This is a genomic window from Howardella ureilytica, assembly GCF_054657495.1.
In genome coordinates, this window is sequence record NZ_BAAHYP010000008.1 from 66,886 (window position 1) to 84,622 (window position 17,737).

Here is a 17,737-nt window from a genome sequence, read left to right on the forward strand (position 1 = left end):
ATTATTATGTCAAATACACCGGATGAAAAGAATATGAAAACAGGATTTAATGAAACGGTTCAGTCTTTATTTAAAGGCATGGATTCATATATTTCGGCAAAGACGGTTATGGGCGAACCGATTCAGGTAAAAGATACGATTGTTATTCCTTTAGTGGACGTATCTTTCGGTATGGCAGCCGGCGCATTTGCCAATGAAAAGAGTACTCGTGCAGGAGGAGGAATGAAGGGTAAACTTTCACCTACGGCAGTACTTGTAATCCATGAAGGTATAACGAGGGTTGTTCCGGTTAAGGATCAGGATACATTAACAAAGATTATGAATGCCGCTCCTGACTTTATTGACAGAATTATGAAGTTTATCAAGAAAAGAACAGGTAAAGACTTCGGATATTCTACAGAAGATGCCGATGTTGAAGCTGCGGTGGAATTTGCATCCGAATCAATAAAGAACGATTAATGTGAAAAAAATATAAAATTCCTTAAATTGTTAGCAATCAGTATATACGGTTGCTAATTTATAAAATTAGTTTTATTATATATACAATTATTTGGAAATAATTCGTATGTATATACTCGCAGACATTTCTAAATAAGTCTGCGAGTTTTTTTGATAAATAATATAAGTATGTACCATGAATTGGTTAGACTGCAATCTTATATTAAATAGGAGGTAGTTATGTCTGATAATAATTCAAATTCAGTAAATGATAAAAGATGTTTTTCATGCGGAAGATCGGAAAAAGAAGCCGGAAAACTTACACATATGCCGAACGGATTTTATGTATGCAGCGATTGCCTGAAATCCGTAAATGATCTTATTACATCAAAATACGGAGATTTTAATTTGGGTAATATATTCGGAGGAAGACAGCAGGAAAGTAAAAAGACCGAAGAAGAAATAAAAGAAGAAAAGGCCAACAGGAAAAAGAAAGTAAATGAAGTGCTGAAAAGTATGGCAGGTATGCCGCCTCACATTTTAAAATCAAAGCTGGACGATTATGTAATAGGGCAGGAGAAGGCTAAAAAAGTATTATCCGTAGCAGTATATAATCACTATAAAAGAATAGCGTCTAAGGCGGGACTGAGAATTGCAAATAATGACGAGGGAGAAAGTGCGCATAATACACCTATGGTACAGGACGGAAGAATAAATGAGTTATTCGGAGACGTTGAACTGGAAAAATCAAACATTCTGATGATAGGACCTACCGGTTCCGGTAAAACATATCTCGTAAAAACTCTTGCAAAAATACTTGGTGTTCCGCTTGCCATCGCCGATGCAACAACACTTACGGAAGCCGGATTTGTCGGCGAGGATGTTGAGAGTGTCATTTCAAAGCTTTATAAAGCATCAGGCGGAGATAAGGACAAGACGGAATGCGGTATAGTATTCGTTGATGAAATAGATAAAATTGCAAAACATGCGGACGAGAGAACTCGTGATATCCGGGGAGAGTCGGTACAGCAGGCGATGCTCAAACTCTTAGAGGGAAGTGAAGTTGAGATTACGGAAAACGGAGGACCTAAAAACGGTCTTTCTCCTATAATAACAATAGATACAAGTAATATTTTATTCATATGCGGAGGTGCTTTTTCCGGACTTGACGATGTAATCAGAAAAAGATTAACCGGTAATGCCTCCATCGGTTTTGATGCCGAATTAAAAAATGAATATAAGGATACGGATGAAGTAATAAGTCAGGTTACGGTTGACGATCTTAAAGCGTACGGCATGATACCGGAATTCCTCGGCAGACTGCCGGTTATCTGTACATTACATTCTCTTGATGAAGACATGCTTATTAAAATTATAAGTGAACCGAAAAACGCCATTGCAAAGCAATATAAGAAGTTATTCTACCTTGATAACGTTGATTTGGAATTCACGGAGGATGCATACAGAGAGATTGCAAGAAAGGCTGTCGAAAAAAAGACGGGTGCAAGAGCGCTGAGGGCTATTATGGAAAATCTCATGTTGGATATGATGTACGAAATACCGAAGGACAGGAACATCGGTAAGATTACAATAGATGAAAATTTTGTAAAGGGAAGCGGAGTTCCCAATGTTGAAATGAGAGAAGGCAATACGATTTTGCTTGAAGGCGGGAATTAACATTTATCATTTGGATTTGTTATAACAAAAACGCTTGGACAGGTTATGTCCAAGCGTTTTTTCAAATTACCGTATGTTATTGAAATCTGTTTGCTGTATGTGTTATTAACAGATACCCTGAGCAATCATGGCGTCTGCGATTTTTTCAAAACCGGCAATATTGGCACCTGCAACGAAATTATTTTCCATACCGTACTTAGTTGCAGCAGTATCAATATTTTTAAATATATTCTTCATAATACCGTGAAGCTTTTCATCAACTTCTTCTGCGGACCAGCTGAGTCTTGCGGAGTTCTGGCTCATTTCAAGACCTGATGTTGCAACACCGCCGGCGTTGGCAGCTTTGCCCGGAACAAAGTATACACCGTTCTCCTGGAAATATTCTGTGGCATCCAGAGTTGTAGGCATGTTAGCGCCTTCCACAACATATTTACATCCGTTGGCAACCAAAGCCTTTGCGTCGTCAATGAGAAGCTCATTCTGTGTAGCACATGGGATGGCAATGTCGCATTTTGTTGTCCATAATCCGCGACCTTCATGGTATACGGCATTCGGACGTGATTTAACATATTCGCTTAATCTTGCTCTCTTAACCTGTTTTAATTCAATTAAAAGATCGACATCTATACCTTCCGGATCATAAACCCAGCCTGTTGAATCTGAACATGTAACTACTTTTGCGCCTAACTGAGAAGCCTTCTGAATGGCATAAGTAGCAACATTACCGGAACCTGAAATGTCAACGATTTTGCCTTCCAAACTGTCTCCGAACTTTTTAAGAAGTTCATCCGTAATATATAAAACACCGTATCCGGTAGCTTCTTTTCTCACAAGAGATCCGCCGTATGAAAGTCCTTTTCCCGTAAGCACTCCTTCATATACGGTACGAAGCTTTCTGTATTGACCGAACATATATCCGATTTCTCTTGCGCCTACTCCGATATCACCGGCAGGAACGTCTGTATCGGCGCCGATGTGTTTATATAATTCGCTCATGAAACTCTGGCAAAAAGCCATAATCTCTCTGTCTGACTTACCCTTAGGATCAAAGTCGGATCCGCCCTTACCGCCTCCCATAGGAAGAGATGTAAGAGAGTTCTTAAAGCACTGCTCAAAACCTAAAAATTTAACAATACTCTGGTTTACGGAAGGGTGGAATCTGAGACCGCCTTTGTAAGGTCCGATAACATTATTAAACTGAACTCTGTAACCTCTGTTTACCTGAGCCTGTCCCTTGTCATCTACCCATGGAACCCTGAAAGAAATAATCCTGTCAGGCTCAACCATTCTTTCGAGGAGAGCTTCTTTTCTGTAGGTTTCCTCATTTGCCTCTACAACAGGGCGAAGGGTGTTAAAAACTTCCGTTACAGCCTGAAGAAATTCAGGTTCGTGTGCATTTTTAGCTTTAACTTGTTCTAAAACTTCATCAATGTATCCCATCAGCATTCATCCTTTCGTGCTTTTAAAAAATAAATAAAAAACGATATTTACTTAATTTTATTACTTGTTAAGTATAAAAAATAAATTATAAAAATGCAATAGCAGTGAAAACATTTATTTAAATGCTTTTCTTTATTTTTTTTATCCTTTATGGTATAGTTCATAGATGTAATTTTCTACAATAGATAACAACTGTATATTTTGATATATAATTCACTTATTTTTCAGGAAGGGAAGTTGATAATGTCTATTTTTTCACAGGCAAAATCAGATATGAGCTTTGTAAAGATTGATCCCAAGAAGCTTTCGAAAAAAGGGTTAAAGAAACGAAGAAGAGGTCAATCCACAATAGCGGGTATAATTATTTCCATTATTATGGCCGTTTGTATAATTATGTTTCTTTTCAGAATGTTGCCGCTCAGACTCATTCCGGATTTATATGCGATTATAGTGGTAGTCGTTCTTGCGGCATTATGGGTATATTGCTTTATATCGCAATTTTCGAGGCATAAGCTGATAGGTAAGATAATTGCCATATTTTTATCCGTCGTTTCCATATACGGATTCGCATTTTCTTCCAAGATTGCGGATTCTTTCGGAAGCATAGCCGGCGGAACATATGTGAAGAAAGACACCGTCGATGTTGTTGTTCTTAAGAGGGATAAAGCGGAGAATATAAAAGATACTCTTAAATACACATATTCCTATAATGAATCAAGTGATGTTGAGTTAACTAAAAAAGCAATAGGGATGATAAATGAAGAGAACGGCACCGTTGTTGACACTACGAAGTTTGATAACTGGGATTCTCTGCTGGAAGCTCTTTACGACAACACCGATACGCAGGCGTTGCTTGTTAAAGACAGCATTTACCAATCCGTAATAAAGGATTCATACTCCTCATATTACAATGAGACCAAGGTAGTGGCTCAATACACAATATCAACGGAAATAACCGCATCGGCAAGCGATATTGACGTATCGAAGAATCCGTTTGTTGTATACATATCCGGAAATGACGAGCAGGGTGACATTAAATCCACGGGACGAAGCGATGTTAACATTTTATTGGTTGCAAACCCTAAAACAAGAGAAATCCTGCTGGTATCAACTCCGAGAGATTCTTATATTACGATTGAGGACGCAGATGGAGACAGAGGATATGATAAACTGACTCACGCGGGTCTTGCGGGCATTGAGTATTCGGAAAAGGCACTCAGTGAACTTTACGGAGTTCCTATAGATTTCTATATGAAGCTGAACTTTACGGGAGTTGTAAATGTAGTAGATGCCTTAGGCGGCATAACGGTTAATTCCGATGTTGAATTTACAAACGGAACGGATGCTGCTCCGATTCAGTATCACTTTGAAAAGGGACCTAACGAAATGGACGGAGCCATGACATTGGCGTTCTGCAGAGAAAGACATAATTTTGCGGACGGCGACTTCCAAAGAGGAAGAAACCAGATGGCGGCACTTAACGGAATTATTAATAAAGTTACGTCTCCGGGAATATTAACCAATTATTCGGGCGTACTTGATGCATTTTCAAGCATGGTATATACCAATATGCCTGTGACATCTTTAACGTCTCTGATTCGTTCTCAATTATCGGGAGGAGAACAATGGCATATTCAATCATATGCAATTGAAGGAGAACCTGCCGTAAGGAACTGTCAGGTATACGGACTTAAGAATGTTTCGGTTGATATTATTGACGAAAATACCGTAGGCATAGCTTCGGAACTTATGAACAAGGTAATAACCGGCGAAAAAGTAAATGTCGATGAGTATGTAAAAGCTCAGACAAGTACAACGGTAAAATCTTCGGAGCTTGAGTCGGAAGAAGAATAACAATATAAAAGCAGACCGATATGCGACATCCGTCAACGGACACCGCATATACGGTCTGTTTTTATGACTGATTAACATAATAAATTGCGGGACTATTATGAATAAAGAATTTCAGAAAACAGAAGAAGAATTAAATAGACTTCCGTTTTTTACGGATGCGGGAAACGGTCTTAAGTACGGAAGGGACAGGATGGATGCTTTTCTGGAAAAAACAGGACATCCCGAAAACGCATATCGCATTATTCAGGTTGCCGGTACCAACGGTAAAGGATCGGTATGCGCATACATAAGCGCGGGACTTGCCTCATTGGGATTTAAAGTGGGGACATTTACATCACCTCATCTTACGGACATAAGAGAGAGAATTGCAATAAACGGTGAATGTATTTCCGTTGATGACTTTGTGAGATTGTATTACAAGGTTAAGGAAATGATTATTTCCGTCGCTAAGGAAATAAAGGGCTTTAATCTGGGATATTTTGAGTATCTTGAGGCAATGGCAATAATATATTACAGGGAATGCGGAATTGATGTGCTTGTAATAGAAACAGGACTGGGAGGAAGGCATGATTCGTCAACTTCTTTAATCGGACCGGATGTATGTGTTCTTACATCCGTCGGCATGGACCATACCGCAATACTCGGTGAGACATATGAAGAAATATCATATGAAAAAGCCGGAATAATACGAGACGGAGCCGATGTGGTATCTGTTTATCCGGATATTGACGATAATGTCAATGAAGCGATTAAAGTAATATATACTAAAGAGGCCGTTAAAAATAAATGCAGCATTACATGGGTTTATAAAAATAATATTAAAAGCATTATAATGAATGGCGGTTCAATTGATTTTTCACTTCAAAATGATTATTATAAAAATGTTATTTTTAAATTGGATACGGCGGCCTTATATCAGGCGGAAAATGCTTCCGTTGCACTTACCGCAATTGCAATATTTTTAAAAAGATTCGGACGTAAATTAAATGATAACGATATAGTGCTGCTTAAAGACGCATTATATAAGGTCAGATGGTCTGCAAGAATGCAATGTATGGGGGACGGAATTTATCTGGACGGAGCGCATAATCCGCAGGGAATAAAGAGATTTACGGAGAGCGCCCGAGCCATTTCACACGGGGCAGACGCAACATTGGTATTCAGTGTCGTATCCGACAAAAATTTCGGAGAAATGATAAGAACCGTTGTCAAATCAAATGTATTCAGTGATTATGTAATTACGGAGCTGAATAATACGTCAAGGGCACTTGATAAAGATACTATCAAAAAAGAATTTATCTTATCCGGAGTATGCGATGACGGCAATTTAACGGTTGAAAATGATGTTTATGCGGCAATACGTAATGCAATAAAACGTCACAATGAATTAAAAGGCATAAAAAAAAGATATTTATTTTTTGCCGGTTCACTGTACTTGGCTGCAATAGTGGAAGATTTAATCAGGGAAGAAGAGCAATGATAGATTTTGAAGAAGAATTAAAAAAATTTCGTCCGAGTCTGGAAGTGGACGAAGCCGAAACCGCAATATATGAGGGAGATGCACCCGACATGACGGATTTATTCTATAAGATGCTGGAAGATGTAGATAAGCATAACCTTATTAATAATGATAAGAAGTAAGTAAGGGGAACAGTAAATGAAATGTAACATTTGTGGTGCAGAGCTGTTGAAAAGTGATTTTTGCCCGGAATGCGGTCAGGATGTGTCATTTTATAAAAAATGTGCTGCAAGATCCAACTCATATTATAATGCCGCCCTCGAAAAGGCAAAGTCAAGAAATTTAACAGGTGCCATAAGCCTTCTTAAAACAAGTCTTTTTTTGGATAAAAGAAATATAAATGCCAGAAATCTTTTGGGGCTTTGCTATTACGAAAGAGGAGATGTGGTAGAGGGTGTAAGTCAGTGGATTATAAGCAGAAAATTTAAGGGAGAAAATAACAGAGCGACAGAATATGTTGAATATATAGAATCGGATTCGTCCGAATTCAACGAGCAAACAGCCATGGTAAGAAAATATAATGAGGTCCTTGAATATGCTCATAACGGAAGTTTAGATATAGCAATGATTCAACTTAAGAACGTCGTTCAAAAATTCCCTAATTTTTCCAAGGCGCAGGCACTCATGGGACTTTTTTATATGTACAAAGATGCATATATGAAAAGCGAAAAGGCTTTGAACCAGGCTTTAAGCGTTGATACGGGCAATACCGTGGCTGCGAGCCTGCTTCAAAAACTGCAGAAACTGAAAAAAATAAAAAAACAGCCGAAAACTCCTATTGATACACTTCTTGCCGAAGACGATAACGCAGATGAAAGAGCGCCTTTAAGCGGAGATGACGTAATTATTCCGGAAACATCACATAAGAAGACCAATATGGCGACATTTTCAATAATTAACATAATTATAGGTATTGCCATAGGGGCGGCGGTTATTTTTTTCCTTATAGTTCCGGCAAAGGAAAGACTGGTGGTTGCGGATTATAACAACACCATACAGGATTACAGCAATCAGCTTTCGGATGCCAATTCAAAGCTTACGGAAGCCAATTCCAAAGTTGATTCAATAACTAAAGAGAGAGATGCATTAAAAAATCAGGTAAATGAAATAAGCGGAGACGGCGGGGTCAATAAATATATGACAACCCTTGTGGAAGCATCCGACAAATTTATTTCCAACGATATTCCGGGAACCGTAGAACTGCTTACGGATTTGGACAGCGCGGATGTGTTGCCTAACGATGCCGCAAAAAATCTGTACAATACATTGAAAGACAAGACTTATGCCCAGGGAGCGGAGCAACTCCTAAATAACGGAATAAGTGCATACAATTCCGGTGATTTTGAAAATGCGGCAAGACTTTCGTCAAAGGCATATAAGGCGAATGACAGTTTAGTTGATGCGGTATATTATACTGCCAAGTCATATGAATCCACGAACAATGCGGATAAAGCAAAGGAATATTACAGAATAATAATCGATAAATTTGCCGACAGTAAGTATTACAACGAAGCTACGGCATATGTGAGTACACATTGATATGAATACAATCTTAAAAAAACCGGGATTTGGCGAATTGATTGAAAAAAAGTCAAAGTTTTTATCGGAAGTTTACCATATTGACAGTGCGGAAGAAGCCGAGCATTATATTGCAAACACAAAACATACGCACTATGCGGCAAAGCATTGGGTATATGCATATATTGCGGACAACGGCGCAAAAATAAAATATTCGGACGACGGCGAACCTCAGGGAACGGCGGGAAGACCGCTGCTGGATCTGTTGCGCAATATGAATCTTACAAACTGTATAATAATAGTTACAAGATATTTCGGAGGTGTTTTGCTTGGTACCGGAGGACTTGTAAGAGCATATACAGAATCGGCTAAGCTTGCTTTGGAGAATTCAGAAGTTGCCGTATATACGGACGGAGTTAACATATACGCGGACGTGGAATATTCAAATCTCGAAGAATTTAAATATAAAATAAATCAATTAAATACAAGGCTTGTAAACGAATTATATGCCGATAATAATGAAATTCAAATTACATCCGGAAACGGAAAGTCTTTGAAAATTTTAAGAATAACGAGCATTGAATACACAAATATGTGCAGAATACACCTGGTTTGTACAAATGAAGCAAAAGATATATTCATATCCGAAATAAGGGAAAGCTTTGCCGGAAAGATTGACTTGGATATAGGAGATTCCGGATTAACAGAGCTTATATATGAATAGAGAAAATTGTCGATAATATGTACATGGGATTAAAGTATTTAATTAAGCGAAACGGCATATATAAAAAGAGGTAATGATATGAGCAGAATTTTAGAAGATGACAGAGAAAACGCGATATTGGTTGCAAGACGCCTCATAGAGGAAAATGCAAATCTGGACATATCCTCACTTGCGGCTGTTTCGGGACTGTCGGAAGAAGATATTGAACTTTTAATCGACGATATTAATAAAGAGAAAAACCGATAATGTATGGATATATACGAATAAATGAACCGGAATTGAAAGTAAAAGAATTGTCTGTTTACAGGGGAGCGTACTGCGGTCTGTGCGATTCACTTGTTAAAAGACACGGCAGAATAGCACAGATGACCCTCGAGCATGATATGACATTTTTGGTTTTATTGCTTGAGGGACTTTATGAGCCTAAAATTTCCCATATGAGTGGCAGATGTATTATTCATCCCATTCAAAGGCACAGGTTTGACAAATCCGAAATTACGGATTATGCCGCAGACATGAATGTGCTTATGGCATGGCATAAAATAAACGACGATGTGCATGATGACGGGAAGCTTACTTCACGAACCATGAGAACACTGCTGTACGGAAGGTTTAAGGCGGTAAATGATAAATATCGCAATAAGTCGGTGCGTATTATGAAAGCACTTTCAAAGTTAAGTTCTCTGGAAAAGAACAGGTGCGAAAACCTGGACAGCGTATCCGGAGCCTTTGGTGAGGTGCTTGGCGAATGTTTTGTATACAAAAATGATTACTGGAAAGACGCGCTTTATAATTTAGGATATGCACTTGGCGAATTTATATATATAATGGATGCATATGATGACTTAGACAGGGATGAACGCAAAAAAGAATATAATCCTCTGAGTTATAAAAAAAGAAGTTTTGGTAACAATGCGGAATTTGACAAATATGTTGAAGCAATACTTAATATTTCAATGGCGAAAGCAGCGGATATTTTCGAAAGGCTGCCCATTGTAAAAAACGCCGAATTGCTTAGAAACATAATATATGCCGGTGTCTGGCTCAGATGGGATGAGCTGCATGCCGATAAACGTAAAATAAAGAGGTAAACATGGATCCATATAAAGTTCTTGGAATATCACCGTCTGCAAGTGATGACGAAGTGAAAAAGGCATACAGAAGGCTCAGCCGAAAATATCACCCTGATGCAAATGTGAATAAATCAAAACAGGAACAGGAAGCGGCTGAGGAAAACTTCAAGAAGGTTCAGATGGCATATGACAATATAATGAGAATCAGATCCGGCAAAGCCACATCCGGGGGATACGGCGGAACAGGTTACTACGGAGGACACAGTACTTCCGGCGGAGGATACGGCGGCGGATATTCCGGAGACTATGAAAATTACGGAGGCGGAGGCAACTGGTGGGACGCTTTCAACTTCGGAGGCGGATACTCCTCCAATTATGCCGATGAAGCGCGGAAATGGGGGGATGACCAGACTTCGCAAAGACTTCGTGCCGCAATTAATTATACCGTTGCCGGTGCATACAATGAAGCATTGAACATATTAAATGCGCTGAGTGAAAGAGATGCCAGGTGGTACTTTGTTATGTCATTTGTTCAAAGCGGTCTCGGCAACAGTTCGGCTGCTTTGGAAATGGCTGCGAGAGCCAAACAGATGGATCCGGATAATGAAACTTATAACAATTTATATAGACAGTTATACGGCGGAGGCGCCGGTTATGCATATAACGGCAGGCGATACGGAAGAAAGGGCATGATGAATCAGGCGTTTATTTGTCTTCCGGCAGCCGTTTGTGTCGGTATTAATGCCTGCAGCATGATGACAGGCGGAAGAATGGGATATACATTTTGCTGTTAATATAGGAGTGAGTAAATGTCAGAAAATAATAAAAAAGGGACATATTATATAACTACTGCCATTGCATATGCGTCCGGGAAGCCGCATATAGGCAATACATACGAAATGATTCTTGCGGATGCAATTGTAAGATATAAAAGATTGCAGGGATACGACGCAAGACTTCAGACCGGAACGGACGAACACGGGCAAAAAATCGAAGACAAGGCCATAGCCGCAGGTGTAACGCCTAAAGAATATGTAGATAAAGTCAGTGCGGAAATAAAGAGAATCTATGACCTTGTTGACATGTCATATGACAAATTCGTAAGAACCACAGATGAATACCATAAAGTTCAGGTTCAGAAGATATTTAAAAAATTATATGAAAAGGGCGATATTTACAAAGGCGTTTACAAGGGCATGTATTGTAAGGCATGTGAATCGTTTTTTACGGAACAGCAGCTTGTTGACGGAAAGTGTCCGGACTGCGGAGGAGATGTATATCCTGCCGAAGAAGAAGCATACTTTTTCGAAATGAGTAAATATGCCGACAGATTATTAAAGCATATTGAGGAACATCCGAATTTCATTCAGCCTGAATCAAGAAAGAATGAAATGGTTAACAATTTCATCAAGCCGGGATTAAAGGACCTGTGCGTTTCAAGAACGTCATTTAAATGGGGTATACCCGTGGATTTTGATCCTAAACATGTAATTTATGTATGGATCGATGCTCTTACAAACTATATCACAGGACTGGGTTATGATGCAGACGGTAATTCAGATGAATTATATAATAAGTATTGGCCTGCAGATTTGCATTTAATAGGAAAAGATATATTAAGGTTCCATACCATTTATTGGCCTATTATGCTCATGGCTCTTGATTTACCTCTTCCAAAGCAGGTGTTCGGTCATCCGTGGCTTCTTAAAAACGACGGAAAGATGAGTAAATCAAAGGGAAATGTTATCTATGCGGACGATATTGTGGATATATTCGGCGTTGACGCCGTAAGATATTTTTGCCTTCATGAGATGCCGTTTGAGAACGACGGTGTAATTTCATGGGACCTTATGCTTGAAAGATATGATTCCGAACTTGCCAATACACTCGGCAATCTCGTAAAACGTACCGTTTCAATGGCAGGTAAATACCTTGGAGGAAATCTTAAGCAGACAGGCGTAACGTCAACCGCACAGGAAGGATTGATTTCAGGGGACGGATATGAAATTGATCAATCTCTTAAAGAAGTCGTTACATCGGCGAAGGGTATCATTGAAGAGAAGATGAAGGATCTCAGAGTTGCGGATGCTCTTACGGAAGTATTTAAAATATTCAAAAGGTGTAATAAATATATTGATGAAACCGAGCCGTGGATTCTCGGGAAGGAAGAGATTTCAAAAGAAAGATTATCGGAAGTTTTATATAACTTGGCGGAAAGCATTACAATAGGAGCCAATCTTCTTGTACCGTTTATGCCGTCCACGTCAAGGGCAATCATGTCTGAATTTTTCTCAAATCCCGATGACGGAGTAAGAGAGTATGATAAGCTCGGCGAATTCGGTTTGATAAAAGAATACAATGTAACCGAAAATCCGGAAACATTGTTTATGCGAAAGGATTTCGAAGAAACTAAGAAACTTGTTGAAGAAATAGAAGAAAAACAAAGAAAGGCCGCAAAGCCTGATTATCCGGAAGTGGAAATCAAGCCTGAAATAGGTATCGACGACTTTGAGAAAGTACAGCTGAGAGTCGGAGAAGTAATCAAATGTGAGCCCGTGCCAAAATCAAAGAAGCTTCTTGTATCACAGATAAGAATCGGCGAAGAGATGAGACAGATTGTATCGGGAATCTCGGAATATTATAAACCTGAAGAAATGGTTGGGAAAAAGGTTGCCGTTATTACTAATCTTAAACCCGTAAAGCTTTGCGGAGTTGAATCTCAGGGAATGATACTTGCAGCGTCTGATGACAAGGGTAATCTTTCGGTACTCACATTGGATAAGGACATTATTGCGGGAAGTGAGATAAGATGAGAGGAATATTTGATACTCATGCTCATTATGACGATGAAGCATTTGACGGAGACAGAGAAGAGATTCTGTCGGAGTTGGAGAAACAGGGATATTCCGGAATTGTCGACATAGGAGCAAGCTTCGATTCATGTAAGAAGGCAGTGGAATTATCCGAAAGTCATAATATAGTTTATGCTACCGTCGGAATACATCCGGATTGCATAGAGGATTTTTTTGAAGGCGGCGACAGCAAAAATACATCAGATAACAAAGTTATCGGAGAAATGTATAATATGATAAAAAATCACAAAAAGGTCGTTGCCGTCGGAGAGATAGGACTTGATTACCACAATATGACATGTGAAAAGGATGTACAGGCCGTATGGTTCAGGGCACAGCTTGACATGGCAAAGGAATTGTCAATGCCCGTCGTTATCCATTCAAGGGAAGCTGAGAGGGATACCGAGATAATATTGAAAGAATATGCGGGGAAGCTCCCGCCGAGCATTATGCACTGTTACTCATATTCCAAAGAGAGTGCGAGAGAATTTATAAAAATGGATTACTACTTAGGTATAGGCGGCGTTGTTACGTTTAAAAATGCCAAAAAGCTGGTTGAAGCGGTGGAGGACACACCTATATCAAGAATTGTTTTGGAAACCGACTGCCCGTATCTCTCTCCCGAACCTAACAGAGGAAAACGCAATTCTTCACTTAATCTCCCTTTTATAGTCGAGAAGATTGCTCAAATTAAAAATATTGACCCGGAGGAAGTAATAGAAGTAACAACTTCAAATGCAAAGAAATTATATGGCATATCTATCTAATCCTACGGAAACCAGGGCCGTACTTGAAATGTTTGGTTTCTCATTTGCGAAAAAGTACGGTCAAAACTTCCTTATAGACGGCAATACGGTTAACAATATAGTAAAAAACGCCGGAATTACAAAAGAAGATACGGTACTTGAAATCGGACCGGGCATCGGGACGATGACACAGGTACTTTGTGAGCATGCAAAAAATGTTATAGCGGTCGAGATAGACAAAAGACTTATTGACGTGCTTACATTTACACTCAAAGATTATGATAATGTTACCGTAATTAACAGTGATATTTTAAAATGTAATATAGAAGAATTATGTGAAAAATATTCACACGACGGAAAATTAAAAGTTGTGGCGAATTTGCCGTATTACATTACCACGCCGATTATAATGGAATTACTTGAAAAAAATAATAATTCGGTTATTGAATCCATAACGGTCATGATCCAAAAGGAAGTGGCGGAAAGATTGGGTGCCGAACCGGGTAATAAAGACTACGGCGCAATAACGCTGTCGATTAATTATTATTCGGATGCAAATATTGTCATGAATGTACCGTCAAGTTGTTTTATGCCGAAGCCGAATGTTGACTCCGCCGTTATAAGAATGGATATTTACGACAAGCCGCCGGTTAAGACAAAAGACGAAACTAAGATGTTCAAAATTATAAAAGCGGCATTTTCTCAAAGAAGAAAAACATTGGTTAACAGTGTAAGCGGCTCAACGGATATAGCAAAAGAAACGATTCTTAAGTCGTTAAACGAATTGGGATTATCCGAAAGTGTGAGAGGGGAGGCGCTTTCTCTGGAACAATTTGCGAAATTATCCGATAAAATTATTGAAAACGGTTGATGGAATTTCATCATATATATACGGAAAGTGAGTAAATATGAATAAACTGTTAGCTGTCCCCGTGGCGGCGGTAAGTATAGTGTCATCACTTTTTTTAAGCGGATGTGCCCAATCATCATTTTATAAATTTGCGGTTAATATAGACGACAGGTGGACTGATAAATCAACTCCTATTATTGCTCATATTACGGGACCTAAGGATATATATTATGCAATAGAACCTTCAAATATTGAGAACGGCGGAGTTGAACTGTCAAAAGGTTCTTATAATATCAGCTATATTAATCCGGTAAATGATGACGGCTCCGTATATAAATTGAGAGACGCTGAAGTTAAAACGGAAAACAAAACAACGACAATTCATTTGTCATCCGATTATGTGGAGTCAAAGGATGTTCCTTTGGAGTATTTAAATAAAATTTATTCCGAGGTGGACGCCATTCCGACGGATAACAGCGGAATATCGGAAGATTACAAAAACGCCGTAAAGATTAAACTTGAAAAAGTAATTAATGATAAGAAAAAAGCTGCAGAATAATGGTTATGCAGATTAATAAACGCCGTAAATGATATGCCTTACTTAAACGTATCATTTACGGCGTTTCATTATTACTTTTCTTACGACTGTAGAAAAGCACTTTTGACAGTAATATCATGTTATACTGTATGACACAATATTTGGAATCGAGGAATATGTATGGTACTTTCATGTCAGAATATCTCCAAATCATATGGAGATAAAAAGATATTAGAAAATATAAGCTTTAATATAGAAGATAAGGAAAAGGTTGCGATAACAGGCATAAACGGAGCGGGCAAAACAACTCTACTGAAGATTATTGCCGGAGAGTGTGATGCGGATGAAGGTGTTGCGGCATTGTCTAAGGGAAAGAGGATGGGATATTTGTCTCAGGACAGCTTTATCAACAGTGATAAAACCATATATGATGAACTGTTATCCATAAAAAAAGAAGTCATTGACTTGGAACATTCATTAAGAAAATGTGAAGAGAAAATGAAACATGCAGACGGTGTGCATCTTCAAAGACTGATGGATAAATATACAAATCTGACGCACCTGTTTGAGAAAAATGACGGATATACATATATAAGCGAAATAAAAGGAACTCTTTATGGGTTGGGCTTCGGAGATAAGGATTTTAACAGGTCCGTAAGTACTCTGTCGGGAGGTCAAAAAACAAGGGCAGCTCTGGCAAGACTCCTTCTTGTAAAGCCGGATTTGATAATATTGGATGAGCCTACAAACCATCTGGACATAAAATCCATGGATTATCTTATTAATTATCTTACGGGTTATAACGGAGCTGTTCTTGTTGTATCCCATGACAGATTTTTCCTGGATCGTATTGCAGATAAAGTAATCGAGGTAGAAAACGGAAAAGCAAATTTATTTTCCGGTAATTATACCGAGTATTCCAAGAAAAAGAAGCAAATGAGACAGGCTCAAATGAATGCATATTTTAATCAGCAAAGAGAAATAGAGCATCAAAGAAAGGTAATAGATAAGCTTAAACAGTTCAACAGAGAAAAAAGCATTAAGAGAGCGGAAAGCAGAGAAAAGGCGCTGGAAAAGACGGACATGCTTGAAAAGCCCGCAGAACTTAATGCCGACATGAGACTGTCTCTTACTCCAAGGGTAATAAGCGGTAATGATGTATTGACAATAAAAAATCTTTCCAAGTCTTATGAAGATAAAGTATTGTTTTCAAATGTGAATATAGAGATAAAAAGGGGAGAACATGTTGCCGTCATAGGAGAAAACGGAAGCGGTAAAACAACTCTTATGAAAATAATAAGAGGCCTTGAATCATACGACAGCGGAGAAGTACGGCTTGGAAGTAAGGTTGAAACCGGATATTACGATCAGGAACATCAGGTGCTTCACAGTGAAAAAACACTGTTTGACGAACTGTCGGACGAATATCCGGAATTGACAAATACGGAAATACGTAATACTCTTGCGGCGTTTTTATTTACCGGCGAAGATGTATTTAAACGTATAGGAGATTTGAGCGGAGGCGAAAGAGGAAGGGTGTCTCTTGCAAAACTTATGCTCAGTAACGCCAACTTTCTTATATTGGACGAACCTACCAATCACCTGGATGTTAACTCAAAGGAAATACTGGAAGATGCCTTGGAAGCCTATGAGGGTACCGTATTATATGTATCACATGACAGGTATTTTATAAACAGAACTGCCGGAAAGATACTTGAACTCTCTGATAAGAAATTTACCGAATATCTCGGAAATTATGATTATTATCTTCAAAAAAAATCAGAAAAAAATACAAATAATCGAGACATTTCTCCATCGAATAATGTTTCGGAGGATAATAAGGGTAAACTCGACTGGCAGGAAATGAAAAAACAGGCCGGTAATCGCAAAAAACGTGAAAGAGAATTAGAAAAATGTGAAGAACGTATAGCGAAGTTGGAGGAAAAGATAGGAGAACTTGAGATAAAAATGTCGGAACCGTCAATTGCAAGTAATGTTTCCGAATTACAAAAGTTATTTAAAGAACAGAGTGCTTATAACGATGAATTATCCGAACTGTATGTTAAATGGGAGGAATTGGGAGAATAAACATTAAAGATATAACATTTTACGGCAAATTTTTTCGGAAATTTCTTTTTAAGAACAGTTGAAAACTTCTTTATTGAAAATATCTATATGTTGTATTGCGGTTTGTTGACATTACTTTTTATAAATGATATTTTACCAATATTATTATGAATTATGCGGGAGGTGATATTATGAGCAGAGTTACAAAAGATACTACAATCGGAGAAGCTCTTCAGATTGACCAAGGCCTTGTACAGCTTTTCTCTGCAATGGGAATGCATTGTTTCGGATGCCATTTCTCAGCGGATGAGACAATCGAAGAGGCGGCTGCGGTACATGGCGTGGACGTTGACGATCTTCTTGAAGATATAGAGAATTATCTTACATATAACAATAAATAAAAAATAAGGCGATAAAACGCCTTATTTTTATTTTGTATAC

General features: G+C 38.5%; 17 protein-coding genes. 16 read left to right on the forward strand and 1 reads right to left on the reverse strand.

Annotated features, from left to right (window positions below; all coding sequences use genetic code 11):
* Window positions 1–6: 6 nt before the first annotated feature.
* Together ACYQ1N_RS05125 and clpX are read left to right on the forward strand one after the other, a co-directional pair.
* On the forward strand, window positions 7–459 hold the full coding sequence (locus ACYQ1N_RS05125) for a GerW family sporulation protein (protein WP_459833551.1): 453 nt from the start codon (window positions 7–9) through the stop codon (window positions 457–459).
* A gap of 219 nt (window positions 460–678) precedes the next feature.
* Window positions 679–2,115, forward strand: a complete 1,437-nt coding sequence (gene clpX, locus ACYQ1N_RS05130; RefSeq protein ID WP_459833554.1) for an ATP-dependent Clp protease ATP-binding subunit ClpX — start codon at window positions 679–681, stop codon at window positions 2,113–2,115.
* 105 nt (window positions 2,116–2,220) lie between these two features.
* Here clpX and gdhA read toward each other — a convergent pair whose 3' ends face one another.
* Window positions 2,221–3,555, reverse strand: a complete 1,335-nt coding sequence (gene gdhA / locus ACYQ1N_RS05135; protein ID WP_459833556.1) for an NADP-specific glutamate dehydrogenase — start codon at window positions 3,553–3,555, stop codon at window positions 2,221–2,223.
* A 243-nt stretch (window positions 3,556–3,798) separates the two neighbouring features.
* On the opposite strand from gdhA, the gene ACYQ1N_RS05140 reads away from it, so the two are divergent.
* The 14 genes from ACYQ1N_RS05140 (at window position 3,799) to ACYQ1N_RS05205 (ending at window position 17,697) form a co-directional block, all read left to right on the forward strand.
* Window positions 3,799–5,409 carry an LCP family protein gene (locus ACYQ1N_RS05140; RefSeq protein ID WP_459833558.1) on the forward strand — a complete coding sequence of 537 codons (1,611 nt, stop codon included), beginning with the start codon at window positions 3,799–3,801 and terminating at the stop codon, window positions 5,407–5,409.
* Window positions 5,410–5,506: 97 nt separating this feature from the next.
* A complete protein-coding gene (locus tag ACYQ1N_RS05145) occupies window positions 5,507–6,889 on the forward strand; it encodes a bifunctional folylpolyglutamate synthase/dihydrofolate synthase (protein WP_459833560.1) in 1,383 nt (460 codons plus the stop codon).
* Window positions 6,886–7,050 (forward strand): hypothetical protein, encoded by a 165-nt coding sequence (locus tag ACYQ1N_RS05150; protein ID WP_459833562.1) that lies wholly within the window; start codon window positions 6,886–6,888, stop codon window positions 7,048–7,050. The genes ACYQ1N_RS05145 and ACYQ1N_RS05150 overlap by 4 nt, the downstream gene beginning before the upstream one ends.
* 16 nt (window positions 7,051–7,066) lie before the next feature.
* Window positions 7,067–8,467, forward strand: coding sequence for a tetratricopeptide repeat protein (locus tag ACYQ1N_RS05155; protein ID WP_459833564.1), 1,401 nt, complete (start codon window positions 7,067–7,069; stop codon window positions 8,465–8,467).
* A gap of 1 nt (window position 8,468) precedes the next feature.
* Window positions 8,469–9,170: an IMPACT family protein gene (locus ACYQ1N_RS05160; RefSeq protein ID WP_459833566.1), complete on the forward strand. Its 702-nt coding sequence runs from the start codon at window positions 8,469–8,471 to the stop codon at window positions 9,168–9,170.
* Between the two features lie 78 nt (window positions 9,171–9,248).
* Window positions 9,249–9,416, forward strand: coding sequence for a hypothetical protein (locus tag ACYQ1N_RS05165; RefSeq protein WP_459833568.1), 168 nt, complete (start codon window positions 9,249–9,251; stop codon window positions 9,414–9,416).
* Window positions 9,416–10,261, forward strand: a complete 846-nt coding sequence (locus tag ACYQ1N_RS05170) for a DUF5685 family protein (RefSeq protein WP_459833570.1) — start codon at window positions 9,416–9,418, stop codon at window positions 10,259–10,261. The genes ACYQ1N_RS05165 and ACYQ1N_RS05170 overlap by 1 nt, the downstream gene beginning before the upstream one ends.
* A gap of 2 nt (window positions 10,262–10,263) precedes the next feature.
* Complete coding sequence (locus ACYQ1N_RS05175; protein WP_459833572.1) at window positions 10,264–11,037, forward strand: J domain-containing protein; 774 nt, start codon at window positions 10,264–10,266, stop codon at window positions 11,035–11,037.
* Window positions 11,038–11,052: 15 nt separating this feature from the next.
* A complete protein-coding gene (gene metG, locus ACYQ1N_RS05180) occupies window positions 11,053–13,056 on the forward strand; it encodes a methionine--tRNA ligase (RefSeq protein WP_459833575.1) in 2,004 nt (667 codons plus the stop codon).
* Window positions 13,053–13,862: a TatD family hydrolase gene (locus tag ACYQ1N_RS05185; RefSeq protein ID WP_459833577.1), complete on the forward strand. Its 810-nt coding sequence runs from the start codon at window positions 13,053–13,055 to the stop codon at window positions 13,860–13,862. The genes metG and ACYQ1N_RS05185 overlap by 4 nt, the downstream gene beginning before the upstream one ends.
* A complete protein-coding gene (gene rsmA / locus ACYQ1N_RS05190; RefSeq protein ID WP_459833581.1) occupies window positions 13,846–14,712 on the forward strand; it encodes a 16S rRNA (adenine(1518)-N(6)/adenine(1519)-N(6))-dimethyltransferase RsmA in 867 nt (288 codons plus the stop codon). Before ACYQ1N_RS05185 ends, rsmA begins: the two co-directional genes overlap by 17 nt.
* Before the next feature lie 37 nt (window positions 14,713–14,749).
* Complete coding sequence (locus ACYQ1N_RS05195; RefSeq protein ID WP_459833583.1) at window positions 14,750–15,250, forward strand: hypothetical protein; 501 nt, start codon at window positions 14,750–14,752, stop codon at window positions 15,248–15,250.
* A gap of 159 nt (window positions 15,251–15,409) precedes the next feature.
* Window positions 15,410–17,317, forward strand: coding sequence for an ABC-F family ATP-binding cassette domain-containing protein (locus ACYQ1N_RS05200; protein WP_459833586.1), 1,908 nt, complete (start codon window positions 15,410–15,412; stop codon window positions 17,315–17,317).
* 170 nt (window positions 17,318–17,487) lie between these two features.
* On the forward strand, window positions 17,488–17,697 hold the full coding sequence (locus ACYQ1N_RS05205) for a DUF1858 domain-containing protein (protein WP_459833588.1): 210 nt from the start codon (window positions 17,488–17,490) through the stop codon (window positions 17,695–17,697).
* The last annotated feature ends 40 nt before the right edge of the window (window positions 17,698–17,737 follow it).